This is a genomic window from Siccirubricoccus soli (genome assembly GCF_024178315.1).
GTDB lineage: Bacteria > Pseudomonadota > Alphaproteobacteria > Acetobacterales > Acetobacteraceae > Siccirubricoccus > Siccirubricoccus soli.
This window is the reverse complement of record NZ_JAMZIK010000136.1, coordinates 24,214-47,213: the sequence shown is the minus strand read 5'-3', so window position 1 is coordinate 47,213 and position 23,000 is coordinate 24,214. Positions and strand designations below refer to the sequence as shown.

Genomic DNA, 23,000 nt, shown 5'->3' with positions numbered 1-23,000 from the left:
GCCGATCAGTTCCCGTGAACGCGCGGCTGCGGGGTCGGCGGAATGCCGGTGCCGCCCACGCCGCTGGACGCCGGGCCGGAATAGGTGATGGAGGGCCCGCCGCCGCGGCCATCGGCGCCGCCGCTGCTGCCGGTCACACTCGGGACGCCGGCGGAGGCGTTGGGGCTGCTGCCGCCGATGTCGCGCACCTGCTGCTGGATGGCCGGGGCGCCCGGGCCGGCGGCGGCGCCGGCCGGCGGCGGGCCGCTCGGCGCAGTCACCTGGGTGCAGGCCGAAAGGGCAAGCCCGGCGGCGAGGCCGAGCAGAAGCTTGGTTGGCTGCATGGCTTTCTTTCTCTCTCCTTCCCGCCCGCACGGATCCTGGCTGGCGCGTAACCAGGCAAGGACTCGGTCGGTTACCAGTATGTCATCCGGCGACGTCAGTCTGCCGTGAAATAGGCGGCGTTACTACCCTCCTGGCCGCAGAAGGATTCGCGGACGCACGAAGTTCGGCGCCTGTGGCCCGGCTGCGCCGGTGTCTGCCCCTTCCGCTGCCGCCGAATCGGCCCGATCTAGTGTCCTGCCCGCGAAGTCCGTGGGATTTCCCACGAACGCAGCGGATCAGCAGGCCACTGAAAACAATGCTAGTGGCCTGAGGACGAAGTCCGCAGGACTCCGAAATCAGGACAGTAGCGAAGGACAGGAAAGGAGACCTCCATGGCCGAGACCAACCTGCAGGTGCTGCTGCGCCGCCGCCCGAAGGGCGCCCCGGTGCCCGAGGATTTCGAGATCGTCGAGACGAAGCTGCCGGAGCCGGCGGAGGGCGAGGTGCTGGTGCGCGCCCGCTACCTCTCGCTGGACCCCTATATGCGCGGCCGCATGTCGGAGGCGAAGAGCTACGCCAAGCCGGTCGAGCTGGGCGCGGTGATGGAGGGGCAGACGGCCGGCGAGGTGGTGGCCAGCCGCGCCCCCGGATTCACGCCGGGCGACACGGTGCTGGGCGGCTTCGGCTGGCAGCGATTCTCCTGCGTCAGCCCGGCGCGGCTGTTCAAGATCGACCCGAAGGAAGCGCCGCTCTCCGCCAGCCTCGGCGTGCTCGGCATGCCGGGCCTCACCGCCTGGGTCGGGCTCGAGGATATCGGCCGGCCGAAGGCGGGCGAGACCATGGTGGTCTCGGCGGCGTCCGGCGCCGTCGGCCAAGTGGTCGGGCAGCTCGGCAAGATCCGCGGCTGCAAGGTCATCGGCATCGCCGGCGGCCCGGAGAAATGCCGCTTCGTGACCGAGGAGCTGGGCTTCGACGCCTGCATCGACCATCGTGGCGACCTCAACGCCCAGCTCGACGCCGCCTGCCCGGAGGGCATCGACATCTATTGGGAGAATGTCGGCGGCGCGGTGCAGGCGGCGGTCTTCCCACGCTTCCGCGATTTCGGCCGCATGGTGATGTGCGGCGTCATCAGCCAGTACAACACGGTGGAAGGGGCGGACAGCTTCGGCGGCGCGCCGGGCCCCAATCTCGGCGCCGTGGTGCGCAAGCGCCTGCACATCCAGGGCTTCATCGTCAGCGACAATGGCTGGCCGCGCTACCCGCAATTCCGGCGGGAGATGCTGGGCCACATGGCCGCCGGGAAGATGAAGTGGCGGGAGGATGTGGTGCAGGGACTGCGCAACGCCCCCACCGCCTTCATCGGCCTGCTGCAGGGCGCCAATTTCGGCAAGCTGGTGGTGCAGATCGATTGAACGAAAGGGATGAAGCGCTCGCCGAGGCGCTCTCCGGGTATCGCCTGCTGCTCTGCTACGGGCTGCTCGGGGAGCTGATGGTGCGGCTGCGCGTGGACTATATGGCCGGGCAGTTCACCTGGCTTCGCGGTCTCGGCGCAGCGGTGGAGGTGGTGCCGCTGCCCACCGCCGCGCCGGTCGAGGAGAATGCCGACCGCATCGCCGCCGCGCTGCTGGCGGGCGAGCGGCCGGCGATCCTGGTCGGCCACAGCAAGGGCGGGCTGGAAGCGCTGGCGGCGCTGCTGCGCCCGGGCGCGGCCGGCGCCTGCCGCGGCTTCGTCGCGCTGCAATCGCCCTTCCACGGCTCGCCGGTGGCGGATGCGGTGTGCCAGCAGAAGCCGCTGCACCTGGCCGCGCATCACGCCCTGAAGGCGCTCGGCCTCGGCAGCGGCGAAGGGGTGATGGACCTGACGACCGCGCGGCGCGGCGGCTGGATGGCGGCACATGCGGCGGCGATCGGCCGACTGGCCGGGGCGCTGCCCATGCTCAGCATCGCCACGGTGCTGCAGGCGGCCGAGGATTGGCAGGACAACATCTACCTGCCAGTGGCGCGCTGGATGGAACGCCAGGGCGCCGGGCCGAATGACGGGCTGGTGCCGGTGGCCTCCACCCAACTGCCTGGCGCCCGGCATGTGGTGCTCGCGGGCGGCCACCGGGCGCTGGTGACGGAAGGGCCGGGGCGGGACCCGATCGGCGTGCTGCGGGGAGCCCTGGCCGAGGTGCTGGGGACGCCGGAAGATTGGGGGCTTTGCCCCCAAACCCCCACCGGGGACCGGACCTGGCCCCGGACCCCGGTGTGAGTCTGCATCCGACAGGTCGAACCTGCCGCCTCGGGCGGATCAGGGGCGGAGCCCCCGCCCCTACTCCGCCGCCACCTCCACCATCACCAGCTCCGCATCCTCGGTCGCGGTGATGGCGATCTCCGCCTCATCGACGATGCCGACGCCGTCGCGGCGGTTCACCGCCTGGCCGTTCACCGTCACCGCCCCCTTGGCCGGCACCAGATAGGCGGCGCGGCCCTTGGCCAGCGGCTGGACCAGGGTCTGCCCCGCCTTCAGCGTGGCGGCCAGCACGGCACCGTCCACATTGATCGGCAGCGCCCCGCTCCCCGCATCGCCGGGGCGGCCGCTCGCCAGCACCTCGAACGCCGTGACGGCGGTGCCGTCACCGCGCTGCTCCTTCGGGAAGCGCTTGGCCCCCCAATTCGGCTTGGCGCCGCGGCGGTCCGGGATGATCCAGATCTGGAAGATCCGGGTCGTCTCGTCCTCGAGGTTGTACTCGCTGTGCACCACGCCGGTGCCGGCGGACATGATCTGCACGTCGCCGGCCTCGGTGCGGCCCTCATTGCCCATGTTGTCGCGATGGGTGATCGCGCCCTCCCGGACATAGGTGATGATCTCCATGTCGCGGTGCGGGTGCGGGTCGAAGCCGGTGCCGGCGGCGATCTCGTCATCGTTCCAGACGCGCAGCTTGCCCCAGTTCATCCGCGAGGGGTCGTGGTAATGCGCGAAAGAGAAATGGTGGCGCGCCTTCAGCCAGCCATGGTCGGCGCCGCCGAGGCTCTTGAAGGGCCGGATGTCGATCATCTTCGGTCTCCGTCGGACGGGTTTGTCGTCCGTTGGGTCGGAAGATGGGCGGGATGCCCTGCCGCCGCCATGCCGGCGCGGTGATCGCGGTCATTGGCCGCGCCTATTGGGCACCCACCCGGAATGATGGCGCCACGGTGCCACCCGCTGGCCTGAGGCGGCCTCGCCGCTTCAGGCCCGGCGCCGCGCCGCCGGCCGGGCGGCCTCCCGCGGCGTCAGCGGCACATCAATACCGGCATGTCGCTGTTCTCCAGCACATGCCGCGTCACGCCGCCCAGGATGAGCTGCCGCAGCCGGGAATGGCTGTAGGCGCCCATGCAGAGCAGGTCCGCGTTGAAGTCCCGCGCCGCGCCCAGCAGCCCGGCGCCGACATCCTTGGTCTGCGGCTTGAACATCACCGGCTCCGCCTCGATCTCGTGCCAGCGGAGATAGGCGCGGATGCCCTCCACCTGCGGCCCGCGGCGCTGGTACTCATCGGCATAGAGCAGCCGCACCGCCTGCGCCCGGTGCAGCCAGGGCAGCGCGGCGGCGACGGCGGCGGCGCTCTCGGCGCTGCCGTTCCAGGCGCAGCACACCCGCGTGCCGATGGTCTGGGGCACATGCCTCGGTGCGATCAGCACCGGCCGGCCGCTGTCGAACAGCACGGCATGCAGCGCGTCGGAGGAGGAGACATCCTCCTCCGCCTCCGGATGCGGCACCACCGCCATGTCGTAGAGGCGCGATTGCTGCGCCACCACATCCTCCTCCCGCCCCGCGATGCTCTCGAAGGACAGGGTGGGGCCGTCATGCTTCAGCGCGGTCTCCGCGCTGTTGGCCAGGGCGACGCCGCCGGCATGCTCGGTGAAGCGCTCGAACAGCGCGCGCACGCGGCCGGCGCGCTCGCCGCTCTCGCGCTCGGTCGCCGCCATCATTTCCTCGATCATGGCGCCGGACAGGCCCTCGCCGGCCAGCGGCGCCACGTCCCGCGCATCCACCCGCACATGCAGGCAGTGGACATGCGCATTCCAGATCCGTGCCACCATCAGCGCGGTGGCAAGGGCGGCTTCCCCGGCGGCGGTCCCGGTCAGCGGCAGCAGCAGGCGACGATAAGCCATGGCGCGTCTCCCCAACGGCGCTTCCGCAGACAGGCTAGAGCATTTTCCCGCCCGGCGGAAACGCTTGCCGTTTCGCATCAGGCCAACGATGCAGCCGCCCCTGCCGTTCCATGCCGTGACGCTGCGCCCTGCCGCAAGGCGGGATAGCGGCAGGGGCGGGGCGAATCGGGCGGGCTTCGCCCACGCGCCCGCTCCGGTCATACGACCGATCGCGCGCTTCAAGCCTTCCGGCGAGGGTGGTTCAGCACCCACGCTCCAGCGCGGCGCGGGCGGCGGGCAGTGGATCCTCCGTCGCATCCAGCCCATGCCAGGTGCTCTCGCCCATCTCCCGCGCCGCGGTCGCCGCCAGCACCGCCGCATCGGCATCCGAGGCGTCGCCGCGCCGCGCCGCGATGCGCGCCTCCAGCACCGCGCGCGGCGCGGTGAGCCAGAAGCCGGTGAAGGGCGCGCCGCCGGCGGCGCCTTCCAGCGCGGCGCGCTCGGATGGACGACCGAACACCGCATCCGCCACCACCGCATGCCCGGCGCCGATCACCGCCGCCGCCTGCGCGGTGAGTTCGGCGAAGACCGCCTCGTTCGCCGCCGGGGTATAGGCGGCGGGCGGCAGCCGCTGCTCCGGCGGGACGCCAGCCTGGCGCTTACGAATTTCGTCGCTGCGCAGCACCAGCGCCCCGGGCGCGGCGCCCAGCGCCGGCGCCAGCGCCCGGGCAAGGCGCGACTTGCCCGTACCCTGCAGCCCGCCCACCGCGACCAGGCGCGGCGGCGGCGGCGCCAGATAGGCCTCGGCCCGCGCCAGATAGGCCAGCGCCTCCTCTCCCCGCCCCCGGGCGCCCGCGACATGGGCGCGGATGATCGCCCGCAGCGAGAGCCAGGCCGGCAGCCCGGCCACCAGCCCGGCATCGCCGCTGCGCGCCACGTAGCGGTTCAGCACCCGGTTCGCCGCCGCGCGGCCGAGGCGATACTCAAGGTCCATCAGCAGGAAGGCGAGATCGTAGCCGGTGTCGATGGTCGCCAGCGCTTCGTCGAATTCCAGCGCGTCGAAGGGACAGACCCGCCCCTGCCAGAGCAGCAGATTGCCGAGATGCAGATCGCCATGGCAGCGCCGCACCCGCCCCGCCGCCTGGCGTGCCGCCAGCACCGGGGCCAGCGCTGCCAGCCGCGCCGCCAGCGCCGCATCCCAGGCGGCAATGCGCCCCGCCGGCAGCCCGGCGGCCAGCGCGGCGCGGCGATTCCCCTCCCGCACCGCGTCGAACTCGCCCAGCGGCGCGGCCGGGGGCAGCGCGTCGTGCAGGGCGAAGACGGCATCGGCCAGCGCATCCAGCCGGGCCCCGTCCAGCCCGCCCGCCGCGGCCACCGCATCCAGGAAATCCCCGGGCGGGACCGCGGCCATGCGCAGCACCCACTCCACCACCTCGCCATCCCCGTCCAGCTCCACCCCGCCCTCGGCGGTGCGGGTGACGGGCAGCACCGCCTGGTAGAGGCCCGGCGCATGCGGCGCGTTCAGCGCCAGCTCCCGCCGCAGGAAATGCTCCCGCGCCGCCAGGGAGGTGAAGTCGAGGAAGCCGAGGGCGACCGCCTTCTTCAGCTTGAAGGCATGGCCCCGCCCGACATGGATGGCGGAGATATGGGTTTCCTGCGGCTCCGCCCCGGTCAGCCGCCGCAGCAGCTCCGCGACGGGGCGCTGCGGCGCGGGGATCAGGGGTAGAGCGCCTCCACCCGCCAGCCCTCGCCCTCGCGGTGGAAGACCTGGCGGTCGTGCAGGCGGAACTGCATGTCCTGCCAGAACTCGATCCGCCGGGGGATCAGCCGGAAGCCGGACCAGAATTCCGGGCGGGGGATCTCGCCCAGGCCGAATTTCAGCGTGTACTCCGCCACCGCCTTCTCCAGCGCGTAGCGGCTTTCCAGCGGCCGGGACTGCTTGCTGGCCCAGGCGCCGATCCGGCTGCCCCGGGCGCGGGAGGCGTAATAGGCATCCGCCTCCGCCGCGGTGACCGGCTCCACCCCGCCTTCCACCCGCACGCTGCGGTGCAGCGACTTCCAGTGGAAGCAGAGGGCGGCATTGGGGTTGGCCGCCAGCTCCTGCCCCTTCCGGCTTTCCAGATTGGTGTAGAAGACGAAGCCGCGGGCATCGACGCCCTTCAGCAGCACCATGCGGGCGGAGGGAATGCCCTCCTTCGTCGCGGTGGCGAGGCAGACCGCGTTCGGATCGTTCGGCTCGGCCTTCGTCGCCTCCGCCATCCAGGCCTCGAAGCGGGCGATGGGGTCGGCGGCGCTGCTGCTCATGGCAAGGTCCCTGCGAGGGTGCTGGCGGGCACGGTCCCCCTTGCCCACCGGGCGGGGGTGTGCCACCACGACCGCCTCCCTGCAACAGTCCGGTCCCTTTCGCTCATGTCCGAAGCGCCGCTCGCAGACGCCCCCACCGGCACGCTCATGGCGGGCAAGCGCGGCCTCGTCATGGGGGTGGCGAATGACCGCTCCATCGCCTGGGGCATCGCCCGCGCGGTCGCCGCCCAGGGCGGGGAGGTGGCCTTCAGCTACCAGGGAGAGGCGCTGGAGAAGCGGGTACGGCCGCTGGCGGAGAGCATCGGCTCCAACCTGGTCCTGCCCTGCGACGTCTCGGACGAGGCGAGCATCGACGGCCTTTTTGCCGCACTGCGGGAGGAATGGGGCAGGCTGGACTTCCTGGTCCATGCCATCGGCTTCGCCAACAAGGACTATCTCCGCGGCCGCTACCTGGACACGCCGCGCGACGTCTTCGCCCAGGCGCTGGACATCTCCTGCTACTCCTTCGTCGCGGTCAGCCAGCGAGCGGTGCCGCTGATGTCCCCGGGCGGCAGCCTGCTGACGATGAGCTATCTCGGCGCCGAGCGCGTCACCCCGCATTACAACGTCATGGGCGTGGCCAAGGCGGCGCTGGAGGCCAGCGTCCGCTACCTGGCGGCCGATCTGGGCGGTGCCGGCATCCGGGTGAACGCGATCTCCGCCGGGCCGATCCGCACGCTCGCGGCCAGCGGGATCGGCGATTTCCGCTACATCCTGAAGTGGAACCAGCTCAACAGCCCGCTGCGCCGCAACGTGACCATCGAGGAGGTGGGCGGCGCCGGCCTCTACCTGTTGAGCGACCTGTCCGCCGGCGTGACCGGGGAGGTGCATCATGTCGACAGCGGCTACCACATCGTCGGCATGAAGAATCCGGACGCGCCGGACATCAGCACCGTCTGATCCCGTGTCCCACAATTCCTTCGGCCACCTCTTCCGCGTCACCACCTGGGGCGAGTCGCACGGCCCCGCCATCGGCTGCGTGGTGGATGGCTGCCCGCCGCGCCTGCCCCTGACGGAAGCGGACATCCAGCCCTTCCTGGACCGCCGCCGCCCCGGCCAATCCCGCTTCGTGACCCAGCGGCAGGAGCCGGACCAGGTCCGCATCCTCTCCGGCACCTTCGAGGGGATGACGACCGGCACCCCGATCGCGCTGCACATCGAGAACACCGACCAGCGCAGCCGCGACTATGGCGAGATCAAGGACCGCTTCCGCCCCGGCCATGCCGACCTGACCTATGAGCTGAAATACGGCATCCGCGACTATCGCGGTGGCGGAAGATCCTCGGCGCGGGAGACCGCCATGCGGGTCGCCGCCGGCGCCGTGGCGCGCAAGGTGCTGGGCGCCGGCGTCACCCTCCGCGGCGCCCTGGTGCAGCTGGGCGCGGACAGGGTGGACCGCGCCGCCTGGGACTGGGCGGAGGTGGAGCGCAACGAGTTCTTCTGCCCGGACCCCGCCGCCGCCGCGCGGTGGGAGGAGAGGCTGCTCGCCGCCCGCAAATCCGGCTCCTCGCTCGGCGCGGTCATCGAGGTGGTGGCGGAGGGCGTGCCCCCCGGCCTCGGCGCGCCGATCTACGGCAAGCTGGATGCCGAGCTGGCCGCAGCGCTGATGAGCATCAATGCGGTGAAGGGCGTCGAGATCGGCGAGGGCTTCGCCGCCGCTTCCCTCTCCGGCGAGGAGAATGCCGACGAGATGCGCATGGGCCCGCAGGGCGAGGTGCGGTTCGGCAGCAACCATGCCGGCGGCATCCTCGGCGGCATTTCCACCGGCCAGCCCATCGTCGCGCGCTTCGCGGTGAAGCCCACCTCCTCCATCCTGACGCCGCGCGCCGCGGTGGACCGCTTCGGGCAGGAGGTGGAGGTGCAGACCAAGGGACGGCACGACCCCTGCGTCGGCATCCGCGCCGTCCCGGTGGGGGAGGCGATGCTGGCCCTGGTGCTGGCGGACCACCTGCTGCGCCACCGTGCCCAGAACCCGGACGCGCCGGACCGCGCCCGCCTGCCGCGGAACTAGAGCAGATCGCCGCAGGGCGGCATCGCCCGAAGGCGTGACTCTGTTCTGCGAACGCTTAGAGCGTTTTCTGGAGCAAGGCATCCGATCAGCTGATTCCGCCTGATCGGATGTCTTGCTCCAAGGCTCAGGCCAGCAGCACATCCCCGGCCGCAAGGCCGGTGACGCCGTTCAGCACCACCAGGTCGCCCTGGCCGAAATCGATGGCACTATTGCCGCCGGCCACCACGAAATGCGCCATCACCTGGGCGAAATCCGCGAAGCCCAGGCCGATGAGCAGCAGCTTGTCCACGCCCGGGGCGAAATCCCCCACCACATCCGCGCCGGTGCCGCGGCGGAAGGCGAAGACATCCGCCCCCGCCTCGCCGAACAGCACGTCACTGCCGGCGCCGCCATCCAGCGTGTCGTCGCCCGCCCCGCCCAGCAGCCAATTTGCGCCGGCATTGCCGGCGATGCGGTTGGCCAGCCCGTTGCCGACGCCGAAGGGCGTGGGGCCCAGCAGCACCAGATCCTCGATCTCCTCATAGAGGTAGTAGCCCGCCCCCTCGATCGAGGCATGAACGGTGTCACTCCCCTCCCCCGCGAATTCGAAGACCAGGTCGGCCGGCGTATCGACGTAGAAGGCATCGCCGCCCGCGCCGCCATAGAGGTAGTCGTAATCGCCGAGGCCGCTCGCGCCCTCCAGCGTGTCATTGCCCTCGCCGCCCACCAGCAGGTCGAAGACGAAATCCGTTCCGCCGGAGAGGGAATCGTCGCCCGCCTCGCCATAGAGCGCATCCGCATCGGCGCCGCCCGCCAGCGTGTCGTCGCCCTCGCCGCCCAGCAGCACATCCAGCCCGGCGCCGCCCTCCATGCTGTCCCGGCCATCGACGCCGTAGAGCACGTCATCGCCCACGCCGCCCAGCAGGGTGTCGTCCCCGCCCCAGGCCATGAGCAGATTGGCGCCCGCATTGCCCTCCAGCCGGTTCGCCAGCGCATTGCCCACGCCGAAGATGTCGCCGGCGCCCTCCGCCAGCACCAGCGTCTCCAGCTCCGCATGGAGGTAGAAGCCGGCAGAGGCGATGACGCTGTCCACCCCGCCGCCCGGCGCTTCGAGGATCAGGTCGCCCTGGCTATCCACCAGATAGGTGTCGTCGCCGGCGCCGCCCGCCAGGGTGTCGTCGCCCGCGCCGCCATCCAGCGTGTCGGCGCCGCCATTGCCCTCCAGCAGGTTCGCCACGGCATTGCCGATGAGATGGTCATCCCCCGCGCCGCCCTTCGCATTCTCGATCACCGCGCCGAAGGCGATGGCGAGGTTGTCCACCCCGTCATAGCCCGGCGTCGGCGCCGCGCTCGCCCAGGCGGGAATCTCCAGCCGCCGCTCGGCCTCGGTCAGCCGCATGGCGATGCTGCTGAAATGCCCGTCCCGCAGGTCGATGACGCTCGGCAGCGCCTGGTTGCTCGCGTCGATGGTGTCGATGCCGCCGCCATCCCAGATGGTCTCGAGGATCCGCGCATCCGCCGCCCAGGCATAGGTGGTGGCGCCGGCATTGGTGGCCATGTTGGCGCCGTAGAGAAGCTGCAGGGCCGCGATGTCGTAGAGCATCGGCCCGCTCGGGTAGAGCGTCTCCGCCACCCAGGCATAGGCATGGGCATCGCCAGTGACGGTGACGATGCCGAGATTGGCTGGGGCGTCATAGGCCATGACGCTGTACCGCAGCGTCGCCTCCGCCGCCGGCAGCGGGTCGGCGCCCTCGAAGGGGTGCTGCAGGCCGAGGGCGTGGCCGATCTCGTGCAGCAGCGCCTGATAGCCATATTCGCCCGCCGCCAGCGCGGCGTTCTCCGGCGCATTGCCGAGATAGATGTCGCCCGCCCAGGGCACGGCGCTGGTGCCGGTGACGATGTTGGTGAGCGGGTCGTAGGTGTAGGCGTAGCCCGGCGCATAGGCGTAGCCGCCGGCATCGGCGATGCTCTCCTGGCCGAAGCGGAGCTGGCCGCCCGCCCCGGCATCGGCCACCTCGGTGAAGGTGAGGTTCGCCACCGCCGCCCAGGCCGCCAGCGCCCGCCGCGCCGCCGCCTGCAGCCCGGCATCCAATCCGGCGAAGCCCGGATGGTCGTCCGGGCTCTCATAGCCCGGCACCGCCGCCATGAAGCTGTAGGTCAGGGCGACGCCGGTGCCGAGCCCGGCCTGCAGCGAGAGCTCGGTGCCCACGGCCAGCGGGAAATTCCACCGCGCCGAGGCCTGGCCCGCCTCCAGCATCGTGAGCAGCGCGTCATAGACCGCCATCGTCCAGCCTCCGCCATTCCGTCGGCCCGGCATGGCGGCCCGGGCTGCGGCGGCGGGGCGGCCAGCCGGGCCTGTTGCCACGCGCCGCTCGCGCGGCCGGAGGTTTTCTCCCGCCCCTCCCCTACGCCCTCACTCCCGAAGATTCCGTTTCCCAGCCATGGCGAAACGCCGCTTGACCTCCGCCGCCGCTTGGCGCTTCTCGCAAACACCGAATTTCCGAACGAGGCTGGCCCATGCCGCGTGCCGTGCAAGCAGCCGCACCCAAGCCCTTGGATGCCTTCATCGCCCTGTGCGGCGAAACCGCCTGGTCGGGGCGCATGGCGGCGCTGGCCGGGCGGATGCAGCCCGGCTCGCTCTCCGCCCGCGCCGCGCAGCACCGTCACGCCCTGGAACTCGCCCTGGCGCGCATGGCGGATGGCCGTGCCCTGGCCCGCGCCGCCCCGGCGGAGCAGCGGCTCTGCGGCTTCGCCCGGGATGCGGTGGCCCTGGCCGAGACCCTGCCGCCCGCGGCGCGGGAGCGGCTGCGTGCCCGGCTGCAGGCCGGGCTCACCGGGGAGGCAACGCTGCTGCCCCTCTTCCACCTGCTGCGCACCGCCGCCCGGCTGCGCGCTCAGGGCTTCGCGCTGCGCTTCGACGGGCTGGCCGAGGAGGCGCCCTACGACCTCCTCGCCCGCCGCGGCGGGGCCACCGCCGAGGTGGTCTGCGAGACCGTCTCCGCCGAGGAAGGCCGCCCGGTGCATCGCGGCGACTGGCTCGCCCTGGTGGACCGCATCCATCCGGAGCTGCAGACCTGGCTGGCCGCGCATCCCGGCCGCTACCTGCTGAAGCTGACCCTGCCGGAGGGGATTTCCGGCCCGGAGCAGCTCGCCGGGCTGCAGCAGCGCATCAGCGAGATGCTGGCCGCGGAGAAGCGCCAGGATGCCGGCGCGGATGCCATGCTGAAGCTCGACCCGCTGGTGCTGGCCGGCGCCCAGCTCCAGGATGCGCCAAGCGGGCTGCCGGCGCGGCTGCGGCAGATCTTCGGGCATGAGGCGCATCTGGCCGTCACCACGGAGGCGAGCAGCGGCAGCGTCTTCGCCATGGCGGCGCGGGCGGGGCGCGGCAACGAGATCAGCGGCGCGGTCTGCCGCCGCCTCACCGCCACCGCCGCCGCCCGGCTGAGCGGCCAGCATCCCGGCATCCTGGCCGTCTTCCTGGAGGAGGTGGAGCGCGGCGAATGGCGCGCCCTGCGCGAGGAGCTGGAGCTGGAAGGCGCCGTGCGCCGCTGGTTCACCGGCGCTGCGGCGGCGGGAGTCGTCGCCGTCTCCTGCACCTCCCGCTTCGAGATGTTCGGCGCGGCGGACGCAGCGGGCGAGGAGGAGCTGCGCTTCCGCAACCCTAGGCACCCGGCAGCGCGGCATCCGGACCTCTCGCCGGCGATCCTCTCCTCCTTGTGACGCAGATCATCCCGGCGTCATCACGGCAACCGGCGCGATTCTGCCACGTTTCCCGGCGGAGATGGTCGCTGCCGACGAGGCCGGCGGCTGGCTGCATGGGGACCCGGATGAGCGAGAGCGAGATGGAGGCGAAGCTGGCCGAGCTGGACCAGCTTCTGAACGACCCTGACACGCGCATGGATCCTGACCGGGTCTGGGCCCTGCTGGCGGAGCTCAGCGGGGCGCGCCAGCCGCAGCTGGCGGGGGGCTGAGGCGCGAGGCCGCGCCGCGATCTCCGGGAAGAAAGCCCTTTGGCCGCGGGACGGACCTCGCCGGTCATGCCCCGCACGGCCGGCGGCACCAAGGGAGGGAGGCGGCGCCTCCCTCACCCCTCACCTGCCCCGCACCATCGCGCTGAACACCCCGTCCCGCCGCACCAGCGCGTGGAACAGCGCCGCGCCCAGATGCAGCAGCACGGTGAGGAAGAGCAGGTAGCCCAGCCAGCCATGCGCCGCCCGCAGCAGGGCGTAGAGCAGCGGGCTCACCGGCAGGATCGGCGGCAGCACGAAGCCGGGCACCACCACCACGGGATAGCCCGCCGCCGAGAGCATCGCCCAGCCCAGCAGCGGCATGGCCAGCATGAGCGCATAGAGCGCGAGATGCGAGGCATGCGCCGCCGCCTTCTGCCAGGCCGGCAGATCCACCGGCAGGGGCGGTGCGCCACGGCGCCAGCGCAGCCCGATGCGCAGCACCACCAGCAGCAGCAGGGCGAGGCCGAGCGGCCGGTGGATCGCCACCAGCGGGACATAGGAGCTGGCCGAGGCGACCATCGCCACGCCGATGAACAGCATGGCGAGGATCAGCACCGCCATCAGCCAGTGCACGCCCCGTTGCAGCGGGGAGAAGCCGCGCCCGCTCATCGGCCGGCTCCCGCGCCGCGCGCCAGCGCCGGCACCTGCCCCAGCTCCGCCTGCCGCCGCAGATAGGAGGCGGCATAGGCAGGCGAGCGCGCCAGCAGGATGGGATCGCGCGAGGGCTCGATGCCGGCGGGCAGCACCAGCGGGTCGTAATTCACGTCCCGGCAGGGGCCGCTCGCCTCCGGCTGCGCCTGTTCCACCACCAGCGTGCCCAGCGTGACCTGCTCGCGCTCCGCCGGCCAGGCCCGCGTCGGGTCATCCACCGGGTCGTCCGGCCCGGCGAGTTGCGCCACCATGCGCCAGCGCAGCGGGCCCTGGCCCAGCCGCGCCACCAGGTCCCGCCCGAGGAAATCCGGCCCCAGCGCCTGCAGCTCGGCCGGGCTCCGCGGCTCCGGCGGCACCGTGCCCAGCACGGCCCAGCGCACGGCGCGCCGCGCCCCCGCCGCATCGACGAAGAAGAAGGCGTTCAGCGCGTGGTAGTCCTCCTCCGCATAGCTCGGCGTCCAGGGCGCGCTGCCGGCCCAGCCAAGGAAGGCCCGCATCTCCGGATGCGCGGCGACGAAGCGCGGCACCGCCTGCGGATCGCGCGGCGTGCCGGTCGCCGGGTCGACCCGCGAGGCCAGGGTCAGCTCGTAGAAGGCCTCCAGCGTCGCCACCGGGAAGACTGGCATGTTGTTCATGCCGGTCCGCCACTCCTGCCCGTCCGGCGCCGCGATGCGGATCGCCATGCTGCGGACCCGGCCGCTGGCATCCGGCGCCACCGGGTCGCCGGTGCCGATGGCGAAGCGCCCCACCACCGGGTAGCGCCCCGCCGCCAGCATCGGCGCGGTGGAGAGGCGCGCCCCCTCCCCGCTCGCCTCGAAGCGGCCGGTGAAGCAGATGCCCTTGGCGTGGTTGCGCCGGTGCCCGGTCGGGTCGCCGCCGCGCTCGCTCAGCGCATCGACGATGCGGCCAGGCGTGATCCGGCCGGGGCTCAGCCAGCCCCCGGCATAGGCGAAGCCGGCGCCGAGCGTGGCCAGCACGGCCCCGATGGCAGTGAGGCGGCCGAGTGGGAAGGAGGGCGGCGCCCCCCGGGGCGGGGTCTCTGGCATGCGATGCTCCTGACCTGCACGGGGCTTGGGCTGCCCGTGAATGCCGCGGCGGGAAGGGAGATGGTTGCGGCGGCCCGGTCGGAAGCTCTTCGCACAGGGGCGGGCCGGGGTTACGGGCGGGACCGGATGCGCATGCCGCCATGGCCGGCCGCCCCGGCGCGGCCGGCGTGCGCCCTGCCCTGTCCCTGGTCAGACGAAGGCCAGCAGCCGCCGCGGATTGCCGACCATGATGGCCTCGATCTCGGCCTCGGCGAAGCCGCGCTCCCGCATCAGCGGCAGGACGTTCTCGAAGATATGGCCATAGCCATGGCCGCCCCAGCGCGTCAGCCGCGTGCGGTAGCAGATGTCGTGGCTGATCACGATCCGCTCCAGATGCCCGCGGGCGATCAGCGCCCGCATCAGCTTCAGCCGCACCGCGTCGTTCGGCATGTCGATCGGCGCCAGCGGGTAGTAGCTCGCCTCCTGCCCGAACAGGTCGAACTCGATGACCACACCGCTATCGGCCAGCCGCAGCAGCCGCGCCTCGTCGAAGACGGTGCGGTCGATATGGCTGATGATGATGCGGGAGGGATCGGCGCCATGGGCGCGGCTGAAGTCGGCGACCTCCTGCGGCTGGTCCGGGTGGCGACCGGGATGGACGTTCACCGCCGCGCCGGTCTCCGCCATGGCCAGCAGGGCGCCGGCCATCACCCGCTTTTCCTGCCCGGTCCAGGGCGCCTGGCAGCCGATCTCGCCGATGATGCCGGCGCGCACCGCGGTGCCCCAGGCGCCGAGCTGCACCTGGTCCACCATCTCCCGCGCGAAATCCTCGGCGCTGCGCCCGGCATTCGCCGCATCCTGGTATTCGTGCACGTAGTGGCCGCAGCCCATGACGATGTGCACGCCCGCCTCCGCTGCCAGCCGCGCCAGCGCCGCCGGGTCGGGGTCGAGGCCGCCGCTGCTCAGCTCCACCAGGGTGCGGCCGCCCGCCGCCTTCATCGCGGCGAGTTCGCCGGCCGCCGTCGGCTCGCAGCGGAAGCGGAGATTGCCCGGCACCTTGCGCTTCCGCCCGTAATTGATGGCGAAGCAATTGCACAGCGTGATCTCCGGCCCCTGGTCGGGATCGGCGCGCATGGCGGGGGTGCGGATGTCCCAGATCAGATGCTCATGCATCAGGGTCGGGCCCAGCGAAGCGGGCTCCACCGGCCCCAGCACCGTCTGCGCCCGCCCCCGCAACGCCTCCCGCGTCATGCGCCCGGTCATGTCCCGCCTCCCTGCCGCGCGGCGATGATCCGGCGGCTGGGCGGTGCTGTCCATGGCTTGCCCGCGCCGCGGCAGGGCGCTTAACCTTCATGGCCCCCCGGCATCGGGGGGCTGGCGGGTGGCACGGCCCCGCTGCGAGACCGGCCCGCAACAGGGCCGCAGGACCGAGGGGGCGCCGCAACAGGACGCGCCCGTGCCGCGGCACGGGTGCGCTGCCGAGGTGCCGCATGCGCTCTGTCCCCCGCCGTCCCCTCCTCCAGGCCACGCTCGCCCTGCCGGGCCTCGCTGCCGCCGGCCTCGCCGCGCCCGGCGGCGCGGGGGCCCAACCGGGCTGGCCGAACCGCCCCGTCACCTTCGTCATGCCGGTCGCGCCCGGCGGCCCCGGCGACGTCATCGGCCGGCCGCTGGCGCAGCACCTGCAGGCGGCGCTCGGCCAGCCCTGCGTCATCGACAACCGTCCGGGCGCCGGCGGCACCATCGCGCTGGACTACGCGCTGCGGAGCCGCCCGGATGGCCACACGCTGGTGGTGTACAGCAACAGCACCTACAGCATCGCGCCGCACCTCTACCCCATGCCCTATGACAACGCGACGGCCTTCGCCCCCGTCGCGCTGATCGCCCAGGCGCCGAGCTTCGTCTGCACCCATCGCAGCGTGCCGGCGGCAACCCTGCCGGAGCTGCTGGCGCTGCTGCGGCGGGAGCCGGAGACGCTGAGCTTCGCCACCGCCGGCATCGGCTTCACCAGCCACCTGGCGACCGAGCTGTTCATGGCGCTGTCCGGGACGAAGATGCTGCACGTGCCCTATCGCGGCGGCGCGCCGGCGGCGCAGGCGCTTTCGGCCGGCGAGGTGCAGGTGAATTTCATGGAGGCCGCACTGGTGCGCAGCCTGCTGCCGGCGGGCCATATCCGGGCGCTGGCGGTGACCAGCCGCACCCGCCACCCGCTGCTGCCCGACATCCCGACCATCGAGGAGGCGGGCGTGCCCGGCTTCGAAAGCGCGACCTACTGGGCGATGGTCGCCCCCGCCGGCGTGCCGGCGCCGGTCCAGGCGCGGCTGGCCGAGGAGTTGCTGCGCTGGATGGCGCTGCCGGCGACGCAGGAACGGCTGACCCAGGCCGGCTTCCTGCCGATCGGCGGCGGCCCCGCCGCCCTCGCCCGCCACATGACGGAGGACACGGCGAAATGGGGCGAGATCATCAGGGCGCGCGGGATCCGCATCGCATGAAGGTCTGCATCTACGGCGCCGGCGCGGTCGGCTGCTACCTGGCGGGGCGGCTGCACCAGGGCGGCGCGCGGGTCTCCATGGTGGCGCGCGGCGCGACGCTCGCCGCCATCGCCGCCGAGGGCGTCACCGTCCACACCCCGGCCCGGCAGATCCACGCCAGGATCGCGGTGGCCGAGGACCCGGCGGCGCTCGGCCCGCAGGACATGGTGCTGGTCACGGTGAAGGCGCCTTCCCTGCCGGCCATCGCCCCGGGCCTTGCCACGCTGCTCGGGCCGGAGACGCCGGTCTGCTTCGTCATGAACGGCCTGCCCTGGTGGTATTTCCACGCCCATGGCGGACCGCATGAGGGCCGGCGCCTGCCGCGCATCGACCCCGGCGACGTCACGTGGCGGACCGTGGGGCCGGAGCGGGCCCTGCATGGCGTCATCTTCGCCTCCTGCGACATCGAACGGCCCGGGGTGGTGCATATCGAGACCGCCCAGACCGCGCTCCATCTGGGCGAGCCCGCCGGCACCACGGCGCGGAGCGAGGCGCTGGCCGCGCTGCTGCGCGACGCGGATTTCACCGTGACGGCGGAGCCCAACATCCGCGCCCGCATCTGGTCCAAGCTGCAGACCAATATCTGCTCCGGCCTGTTCGGCTGCCTGGCCGACAGCCCGCCCAAGGCGATCTATTCCGACCCGGCCGTGGCGGAGGCGGTGCGCCGCGTGGTGGCGGAGGTCGGCGAAGTCGCCGCCGCCCTCGGCCATCCCAGCCCGCTGGAGGCCGAGGCGCTGCTCCGCCGCGCCCGTTCCCAGGGCCACAAATCCAGCATCGTGCAGGATCTGGCGCGCGGCGCGCCCATCGAATTCGAGGCGATGTTCGGCGGGCCGCAGGCCCTGGCCCGCCTCGCCGGCATCCCCACCCCCACCCTCGATCTGCTGATCGCGCTGGTGAAGGCCCGCGCCATCGCCGTCGGCGCCTATTCCGAAGGACCTGTCCACGGTTTTCCCGCGCATGTTTGAGGATTTCTGTAAGCTGGTGGTCCCGGAGCTGCAGCGCCGCGGCCTTTTCCGCAAGGAATACCGGGGCCGCACCCTGCGGGAGAACATGCTGAGCCCCTGATGCCGCACCCCGTCTTCCCGCCCGAGGAATTTACCGCCCGCCTCGCCCGGCTGCGCGGTGCGCTCGCCGCCCGCGGCGTCGCCGCGGCGATCTTCGACGAGATCGAGGCCATGGCCTGGCTCTCCGGCTATGGCTCCTCGCTCAATCGCTGGCGCTGCCTGGTGGTGCCGCTGATCGGCGAGCCCTTCATCCTGATCCGCGCCCACGACGCCGCGGTCTGCCGGGCGCGCGCCTCGGTGGTGGAGGTGATCCCCTACCGGGACTGGGAAGACCCGCTGCCGGCGCTGGCCGCCGCCCTCGCCCGGCGCGGCCTGGCGGAGGCGGCGATCGGCCTCGACCTCAACTCCTACGCCCTCTCCGTCAACCGCCACGCCGCCCTCGCCGCCGCCCTGCCCGGAGCGCGGCTGGTCGATCTCGGCCCGCTGGCGAATGAGCTTCGCCTCATCAAATCGCCGGCCGAGATCGCCCTGCTGCGCCGCGCCGCCGGCATCGCCGATGCCGCCCTCGCCCGCGCCGCCGCCACCTGCCGCCCCGGCGCCACCCGGCGGGAGGTGACGCGCGCCGCCATGGACTGCTTCCTGGAGCTCGGCGCCGACCCCGCCGCCCCCGGCCCCATCGCCGCCGTCACCGGCTGGGATTTCCTGCATGGCGAGCTGGACGACGCCCCGCTCCGCCCCGGCGGCGTGGTGCATATCGAGCTGACGCCGCGCATCGCATGGTACAGCGCGCGCATCATGCGCTGCGTCTCCATCGGGCCGCCGGAGCTGCCCCGCGCCCGGGCGGCCGCGGCGCTGGCCGCGCTGCAGGCCAGGCAGATCGCCGCCATGCGCCCCGGCGCCATTGCCGCGGAGGTGGACGCCATCCTCCGCCAGGGCGTGGTCCGCGCCGGGCTGCGCGCGAGCTACGACAACATCACCGGCCACACGCTCGGCCTCCACGCGCCACAGGCGCCGCGCACCAGCGACTTCACCCGCATCCTCCACCCCGAAGCCAACTGGCCGCTGGAGGCGGGGATGGTCTTCCATGTCCATGCCTCGGCCGGCGGCGCGGCGCTCAGCGAGACGGTGCTGGTGACGGAGCAGGGGCCGGAGCTCCTCACCGGCACGCCGCCGGAGCTGCTCATCGGCGGTTGACGCAGGGCGTGCGGCGGCTGCGCGGGGCGCGGCTGGCGGGGTAGGCGGGCCGGGACGCCCTCGCCGGGCATCGTATCGTACCCGGTGCGATATGGCCCTGCTCTTTACCCCCGTTTCACCCCTCCTCCCCTAGGACTCGGGGAGACAGGCGAAGTTGGCAATGGGCCCAGACCCGACCATGGCGATGAACGGAAGCACGGCGCCGCCCCGCCCGGGCAATGCCGCCGTCGCCTTCGCGCATGCCGCCATCGCCTCCATGCTGCGCTTCGGCATCCGCCCGACGCCCGCGCATTTCACCATCTGGTACGATTTCCACTCCGGCGAGCATCCGATGGTCCGCCGCGTGCTCGCCACCTTCATCGACAACGGCCAGTCCATCGACGAAAGGCTGATGTTCGAGGTGCATGAGCGCTTCTACCACCCGGGGCGGGAGATGCAGTCCTTCCTCGACGCCTCGCAGGACATCCACGCCGCGCTGCAGGAGGTGGTGAGCCAGGTGGCGGAGGCCGGCAGCAACGCCACCCGCTACGGCTCCTCCCTCCGCCGCTTCTCCGGCGCCCTGGCCGGGCCGCTGGGCGAGGTGCCGGGCCTGCTCGCCCGGCTGCAGGAGGAGACGGAGCTGCTCTCCCGCCGCTGCGACCGGCTCGGCGGCGACATCTCCGCCTCCGCCGAGCGGATCGGCACGCTGGAGCGGGAGCTGGCGGAGGCGCGGCGCGAGGCCACCACCGACGTGCTGACCGGCCTGCCCAACCGCCGCGCCTTCGAGGAGCATCTGCGCCACGCCGCCGCCGAAGCGACGGTGCAGGGCCATTCCCTCTGCCTGCTCATCGCCGACATCGACCGCTTCAAGCTCATCAACGACACCTGGGGCCATCCGGTGGGGGATGCGGTGCTGCGCCGCGTCGCCCAGACCATCCAGGCCTGCCTCGGCGAGGGCGCGGCGGCCGCCCCTCTGGCCGCCCGCATGGGGGGCGAGGAATTCGCCGCCCTGCTGCCGCATGCCAGCCTGGGCGCTGCGCAGCAGGCAGCGGAGCGGATCCGCCAGGCGGTGAGCGAGAAATCCTTCTCCCTCCGCTCCACCGGCAAGGATCTCGGCGTCGTCACCATCTCCATCGGCGTCGCCGCCTATCAGCCCGGGGAGCCGCTGCCCTGCCTGGTGGAGCGCGCCGATGTCGCGCTGTACCAGGCGAAGCAGGCGGGGCGGAACCGCGTCGCCAGCCTGCCCCAGCCGGCCTGATGCCAGCCAGCCGGTCCCGCCCGAAGGCCGGGGCCATGACGCCTCGCCGCCCGCTGCCGCCTCGCTGCCGGAGCGGATGACGCGACCGCAGGAGGCATGGAAGCGGAAGATGCATCGCGTCCCGCATAATGGGCGCCCGCGACCGCCCGCCGGTTCTCCGCTCCCTGCCGGCCCGGCCCGGGGGCCAGGCCCGCCTGGCGGCGCTGGCGCGACCGCCAAAGCAGCTTACGGTCCCGTCCTACAGAAGCGCTGACGGGCTTGTGAAATAAATAGCGGGTTTTCTATTTCAGCGCCCAGCTATGCTCTCCAAAGTTGTGGAGGGGACGATGACTACAACCAAGTCAGTTATGTTCCGGTGCAGATCCACCGACAAGAAGCTGCTCCTACATCTGGGGATGGCAACGGCTGTCCACTGGGAGCTACTTCCTGTGCCGTTGCAAAAACTCCTGCTGGAACAGGCGGCCCTGATCCAGGAAGCGCCCAGCCCCCAACTGGGACCCCCGGCCAACGACCTGCTGAATTCGCAGCGGGCCACGCCGCAGGATGCGACTTGTATCAGAAATTTCGATCTGGCCCGCGCCGCGCCATTTGCCCGAGCCCCCGGCGATGCTGCCCGGTCGCCAGCCGGCAGGCATGCCACCGGCGACCGCCCTGTCAGGACCAGCTGACACGACGCAATCCGCCTCCCTCCATGGCGGAGGGCCGGGAATCCCGGAGCAAGATATCCGGTCAGGTGATTCCACCTGGTCGGATTTTGCCCTGGTGGCCCCACGCGCCGCAATTCGAGACGTGCCCCTGCCTGACCATGCCGGTGCCGGGCCGACCTGACCAGGGCCAGGCATCCATTGCGCGGAGCAAGACGGGAAGCGCCCACGCGCCACCAACCGGCGGCGGGGCAGTTCAGCCCGGATGACGTGCCGCCGGCACCGACCAGGATGCGGGCCGCGCGCGGGCTGCCGGCATTTCCGCCCGCCGGCCGCACCTTCCCCGGGCCCCTCCGCCCCCGGCGGCGCCGGGGGCTCAGGCTGCCCGGTTGCGCCGGATCAGCCGCCCCGGCGTCGCCCCCGTCATCTCCCCGGCGCGGTAAGTGGGCACGCCATTGGTCCACACCTCCTCGATCCCGTCCGAGGGCTGCTTCGGATCCTCGAAGGTCGCGCGGTCGACCACCTTGTGCGGGTCGAACAGCACCAGATCCGCATAGGCGCCCGGCTTCAGCACGCCCCGATCCATCATGCCGAAGAGCGAGGCGGTGCGCCCGGTCATCTTGTGGATCGCCTCCTCCATCGTCAGCAGGCCGAGCTGGCGGGAATAGAAGCCGAGCACCCGCGGGAAGGTGCCCCAAAGGCGCGGATGCGGATGCGCGTCATGCGGAATGCCGTCGGAGCCGATGACGCTCATCGGATGCGCCATGATCCGGCGCACGTCGTCCTCGTCCATCTGGAAGGTGATGGCGCCGGCGGGCAGCAGCCGCTCCGCCGCGGTGCGGATATCGGTGTTCCAGCCCCGCGCCACCTCCTTCAGATCCTTCCCCGCGAATTCCGGATGCGGGATGGACCAGGTGATGATGACGCGCACATCCTCCCGCAGCCGGTCCGGCATCAGCACGGTGGAGCCGGCCGGGTAGGGATACATGTCATAGGCCACTTCCTGCAGCGAGGCCGAGGCCTCCAGCAGTGCCAGGGTCTGCACGGAACGCCCGTAATTCTCCGGCATCGAGCATTTATGGTGGCTGATCCAGACCGGCACGCCGACGCGCTTGCCGATCTTCAGCGTCTCCTCGATGGAGGCGCAGACCCGGTCCGCCTCGTCCCGCATATGGGTGAAGTACATGCCGCCCGCGGCGCGCAGCGGCTCGGCGACGGCGATCACCTCCTCCGTCGTCGCATGCATGTTCGGCTTGTACCAGAGGCCGGTGGAGAAGCCGGAGGCGCCTTCGGCGAGGCTCTCCGCCACGATGCGGCGCATCTCCGCGATCTCGTTGTCCCTGGCCGGGCGATAGAGATCCTCGCCCATCACCCGGTAGCGCAGCGTCTGGTGGCCGACGATGGCGTAGGTGTTCACTGCGGCGGGTGTCTTCCGCAGCGCCTCGGCGTACTCGGAAAAACTGCCGAAGCGCCACCAGCCATCCTCCCCCACCAGGTCGAGCGGCGGAACAGGCCGCTTCTGCGAGACCAGCGGCGCGAGGGAGACGCCGCAATTGCCGACGACAACGGTGGTGACGCCCTGGCTGGATTTGCAGCGCAGGCATTCGCAGCCCATCAGCACGGCGCGGTCGTCATGGGTGTGCGCATCGATGAAGCCGGGAGCCAGCGCGCGGCCGGTGGCGATCACCTCCCGATCCGCCGTCGCGCCGCCGAGGTCGCCCACCGCCGCGATGCGGTCCCCGGTGACGCCGAGATCGCCGACCCGGCGCGGCGCCCCGGTGCCGTCGAACAGGGTGGCGTCGCGGATGATGAGGTCGCAGCGAAGGGCCATGGCGATGCGCGTCCGGATCGGTCAGTGAAGGGCCGATGATGTCCCGCCGCGGCGCGCGACGCCAGGGGGAGAGGCCGGTGGCTGCCCGGGCTTGCCGGCGGGCAGTGGCGGAGGGCAGGATTCGCCCGGG

21 protein-coding genes are annotated in these 23,000 nt (G+C 72.3%); 11 read left to right on the top strand and 10 right to left on the bottom strand.

Translation table 11 applies throughout. The annotated features are described in order from the left end of the window. Positions 1 to 5: 5 nt before the first annotated feature. Positions 6 to 323, bottom strand: a complete 318-nt coding sequence (locus NJ376_RS20670) for a hypothetical protein (RefSeq protein ID WP_252955182.1) — start codon at positions 321 to 323, stop codon at positions 6 to 8. A 372-nt stretch (positions 324 to 695) separates the two neighbouring features. On the opposite strand from NJ376_RS20670, the gene NJ376_RS20665 reads away from it, so the two are divergent. Both NJ376_RS20665 and NJ376_RS20660 read left to right on the top strand, forming a co-directional pair. After that, positions 696 to 1,715, top strand: a complete 1,020-nt coding sequence (locus tag NJ376_RS20665) for an NADP-dependent oxidoreductase (protein WP_252955181.1) — start codon at positions 696 to 698, stop codon at positions 1,713 to 1,715. Beyond that, positions 1,712 to 2,554, top strand: a complete 843-nt coding sequence (locus tag NJ376_RS20660; RefSeq protein ID WP_252955180.1) for an esterase/lipase family protein — start codon at positions 1,712 to 1,714, stop codon at positions 2,552 to 2,554. Before NJ376_RS20665 ends, NJ376_RS20660 begins: the two co-directional genes overlap by 4 nt. A gap of 60 nt (positions 2,555 to 2,614) precedes the next feature. On the opposite strand, the gene NJ376_RS20655 is transcribed toward NJ376_RS20660, so the two are convergent. The 4 genes from NJ376_RS20655 to pdxH form a co-directional block, all read right to left on the bottom strand. Then, positions 2,615 to 3,340 (bottom strand): pirin family protein, encoded by a 726-nt coding sequence (locus NJ376_RS20655; protein ID WP_252955179.1) that lies wholly within the window; start codon positions 3,338 to 3,340, stop codon positions 2,615 to 2,617. Between the two features lie 215 nt (positions 3,341 to 3,555). Then, positions 3,556 to 4,434, bottom strand: a complete 879-nt coding sequence (locus NJ376_RS20650) for a universal stress protein (protein WP_252955178.1) — start codon at positions 4,432 to 4,434, stop codon at positions 3,556 to 3,558. Between the two features lie 241 nt (positions 4,435 to 4,675). Next, the gene (locus NJ376_RS20645) at positions 4,676 to 5,902 is read right to left on the bottom strand and encodes a bifunctional aminoglycoside phosphotransferase/ATP-binding protein (RefSeq protein WP_252955177.1); all 1,227 of its coding nucleotides are present in this window, start codon (positions 5,900 to 5,902) and stop codon (positions 4,676 to 4,678) included. A gap of 227 nt (positions 5,903 to 6,129) precedes the next feature. Continuing rightward, entirely contained in the window at positions 6,130 to 6,765 is a 636-nt protein-coding gene (pdxH, locus tag NJ376_RS20640) for a pyridoxamine 5'-phosphate oxidase (protein ID WP_370288494.1), read from the bottom strand. A 57-nt stretch (positions 6,766 to 6,822) separates the two neighbouring features. On the opposite strand from pdxH, the gene fabI reads away from it, so the two are divergent. Next, positions 6,823 to 7,656, top strand: a complete 834-nt coding sequence (fabI, locus tag NJ376_RS20635; RefSeq protein ID WP_252955175.1) for an enoyl-ACP reductase FabI — start codon at positions 6,823 to 6,825, stop codon at positions 7,654 to 7,656. A 4-nt stretch (positions 7,657 to 7,660) separates the two neighbouring features. Next, on the top strand, positions 7,661 to 8,767 hold the full coding sequence (gene aroC / locus NJ376_RS20630) for a chorismate synthase (protein ID WP_252955174.1): 1,107 nt from the start codon (positions 7,661 to 7,663) through the stop codon (positions 8,765 to 8,767). A 124-nt stretch (positions 8,768 to 8,891) separates the two neighbouring features. On the opposite strand, the gene NJ376_RS20625 is transcribed toward aroC, so the two are convergent. Next, positions 8,892 to 11,030, bottom strand: coding sequence for a M10 family metallopeptidase (locus tag NJ376_RS20625; protein ID WP_252955173.1), 2,139 nt, complete (start codon positions 11,028 to 11,030; stop codon positions 8,892 to 8,894). 233 nt (positions 11,031 to 11,263) lie between these two features. Here NJ376_RS20625 and NJ376_RS20620 point away from each other — a divergent pair, with 233 nt between their 5' ends. Together NJ376_RS20620 and NJ376_RS20615 are read left to right on the top strand one after the other, a co-directional pair. Continuing rightward, positions 11,264 to 12,466: a hypothetical protein gene (locus NJ376_RS20620; protein WP_252955172.1), complete on the top strand. Its 1,203-nt coding sequence runs from the start codon at positions 11,264 to 11,266 to the stop codon at positions 12,464 to 12,466. 107 nt (positions 12,467 to 12,573) lie between these two features. Beyond that, positions 12,574 to 12,717: a peptide chain release factor 1 gene (locus NJ376_RS20615; RefSeq protein ID WP_252955171.1), complete on the top strand. Its 144-nt coding sequence runs from the start codon at positions 12,574 to 12,576 to the stop codon at positions 12,715 to 12,717. Positions 12,718 to 12,837: 120 nt separating this feature from the next. Here the strand turns inward: NJ376_RS20615 and NJ376_RS20610 are convergent, their stop codons facing one another. The 3 genes from NJ376_RS20610 to NJ376_RS20600 all read right to left on the bottom strand — a co-directional run bounded on the left by NJ376_RS20610 (position 12,838) and on the right by NJ376_RS20600 (position 15,695). Further along, positions 12,838 to 13,365: a cytochrome b gene (locus tag NJ376_RS20610; protein ID WP_252955170.1), complete on the bottom strand. Its 528-nt coding sequence runs from the start codon at positions 13,363 to 13,365 to the stop codon at positions 12,838 to 12,840. Next, complete coding sequence (locus tag NJ376_RS20605) at positions 13,362 to 14,453, bottom strand: catalase family peroxidase (RefSeq protein ID WP_252955169.1); 1,092 nt, start codon at positions 14,451 to 14,453, stop codon at positions 13,362 to 13,364. The genes NJ376_RS20610 and NJ376_RS20605 overlap by 4 nt, the downstream gene beginning before the upstream one ends. A gap of 189 nt (positions 14,454 to 14,642) precedes the next feature. Next, entirely contained in the window at positions 14,643 to 15,695 is a 1,053-nt protein-coding gene (locus tag NJ376_RS20600; protein ID WP_252955168.1) for a phosphotriesterase family protein, read from the bottom strand. A 227-nt stretch (positions 15,696 to 15,922) separates the two neighbouring features. On the opposite strand from NJ376_RS20600, the gene NJ376_RS20595 reads away from it, so the two are divergent. From NJ376_RS20595 to NJ376_RS20570, 5 genes are all read left to right on the top strand, one after another. Continuing rightward, a complete protein-coding gene (locus NJ376_RS20595) occupies positions 15,923 to 16,921 on the top strand; it encodes a Bug family tripartite tricarboxylate transporter substrate binding protein (RefSeq protein WP_252955167.1) in 999 nt (332 codons plus the stop codon). After that, a complete protein-coding gene (locus NJ376_RS20590; RefSeq protein ID WP_252955166.1) occupies positions 16,918 to 17,925 on the top strand; it encodes a ketopantoate reductase family protein in 1,008 nt (335 codons plus the stop codon). The genes NJ376_RS20595 and NJ376_RS20590 overlap by 4 nt, the downstream gene beginning before the upstream one ends. A 99-nt stretch (positions 17,926 to 18,024) precedes the next feature. After that, positions 18,025 to 19,158 (top strand): M24 family metallopeptidase, encoded by a 1,134-nt coding sequence (locus tag NJ376_RS20580; protein WP_252955165.1) that lies wholly within the window; start codon positions 18,025 to 18,027, stop codon positions 19,156 to 19,158. A gap of 160 nt (positions 19,159 to 19,318) precedes the next feature. Continuing rightward, complete coding sequence (locus NJ376_RS20575) at positions 19,319 to 20,395, top strand: GGDEF domain-containing protein (protein WP_252955189.1); 1,077 nt, start codon at positions 19,319 to 19,321, stop codon at positions 20,393 to 20,395. Between the two features lie 326 nt (positions 20,396 to 20,721). After that, positions 20,722 to 21,063 (top strand): hypothetical protein, encoded by a 342-nt coding sequence (locus NJ376_RS20570; RefSeq protein ID WP_252955164.1) that lies wholly within the window; start codon positions 20,722 to 20,724, stop codon positions 21,061 to 21,063. Between the two features lie 352 nt (positions 21,064 to 21,415). Here NJ376_RS20570 and NJ376_RS20565 read toward each other — a convergent pair whose 3' ends face one another. Continuing rightward, the gene (locus NJ376_RS20565) at positions 21,416 to 22,870 is read right to left on the bottom strand and encodes an N-acyl-D-amino-acid deacylase family protein (RefSeq protein ID WP_252955163.1); all 1,455 of its coding nucleotides are present in this window, start codon (positions 22,868 to 22,870) and stop codon (positions 21,416 to 21,418) included. Between the last annotated feature and the right edge of the window lie 130 nt (positions 22,871 to 23,000).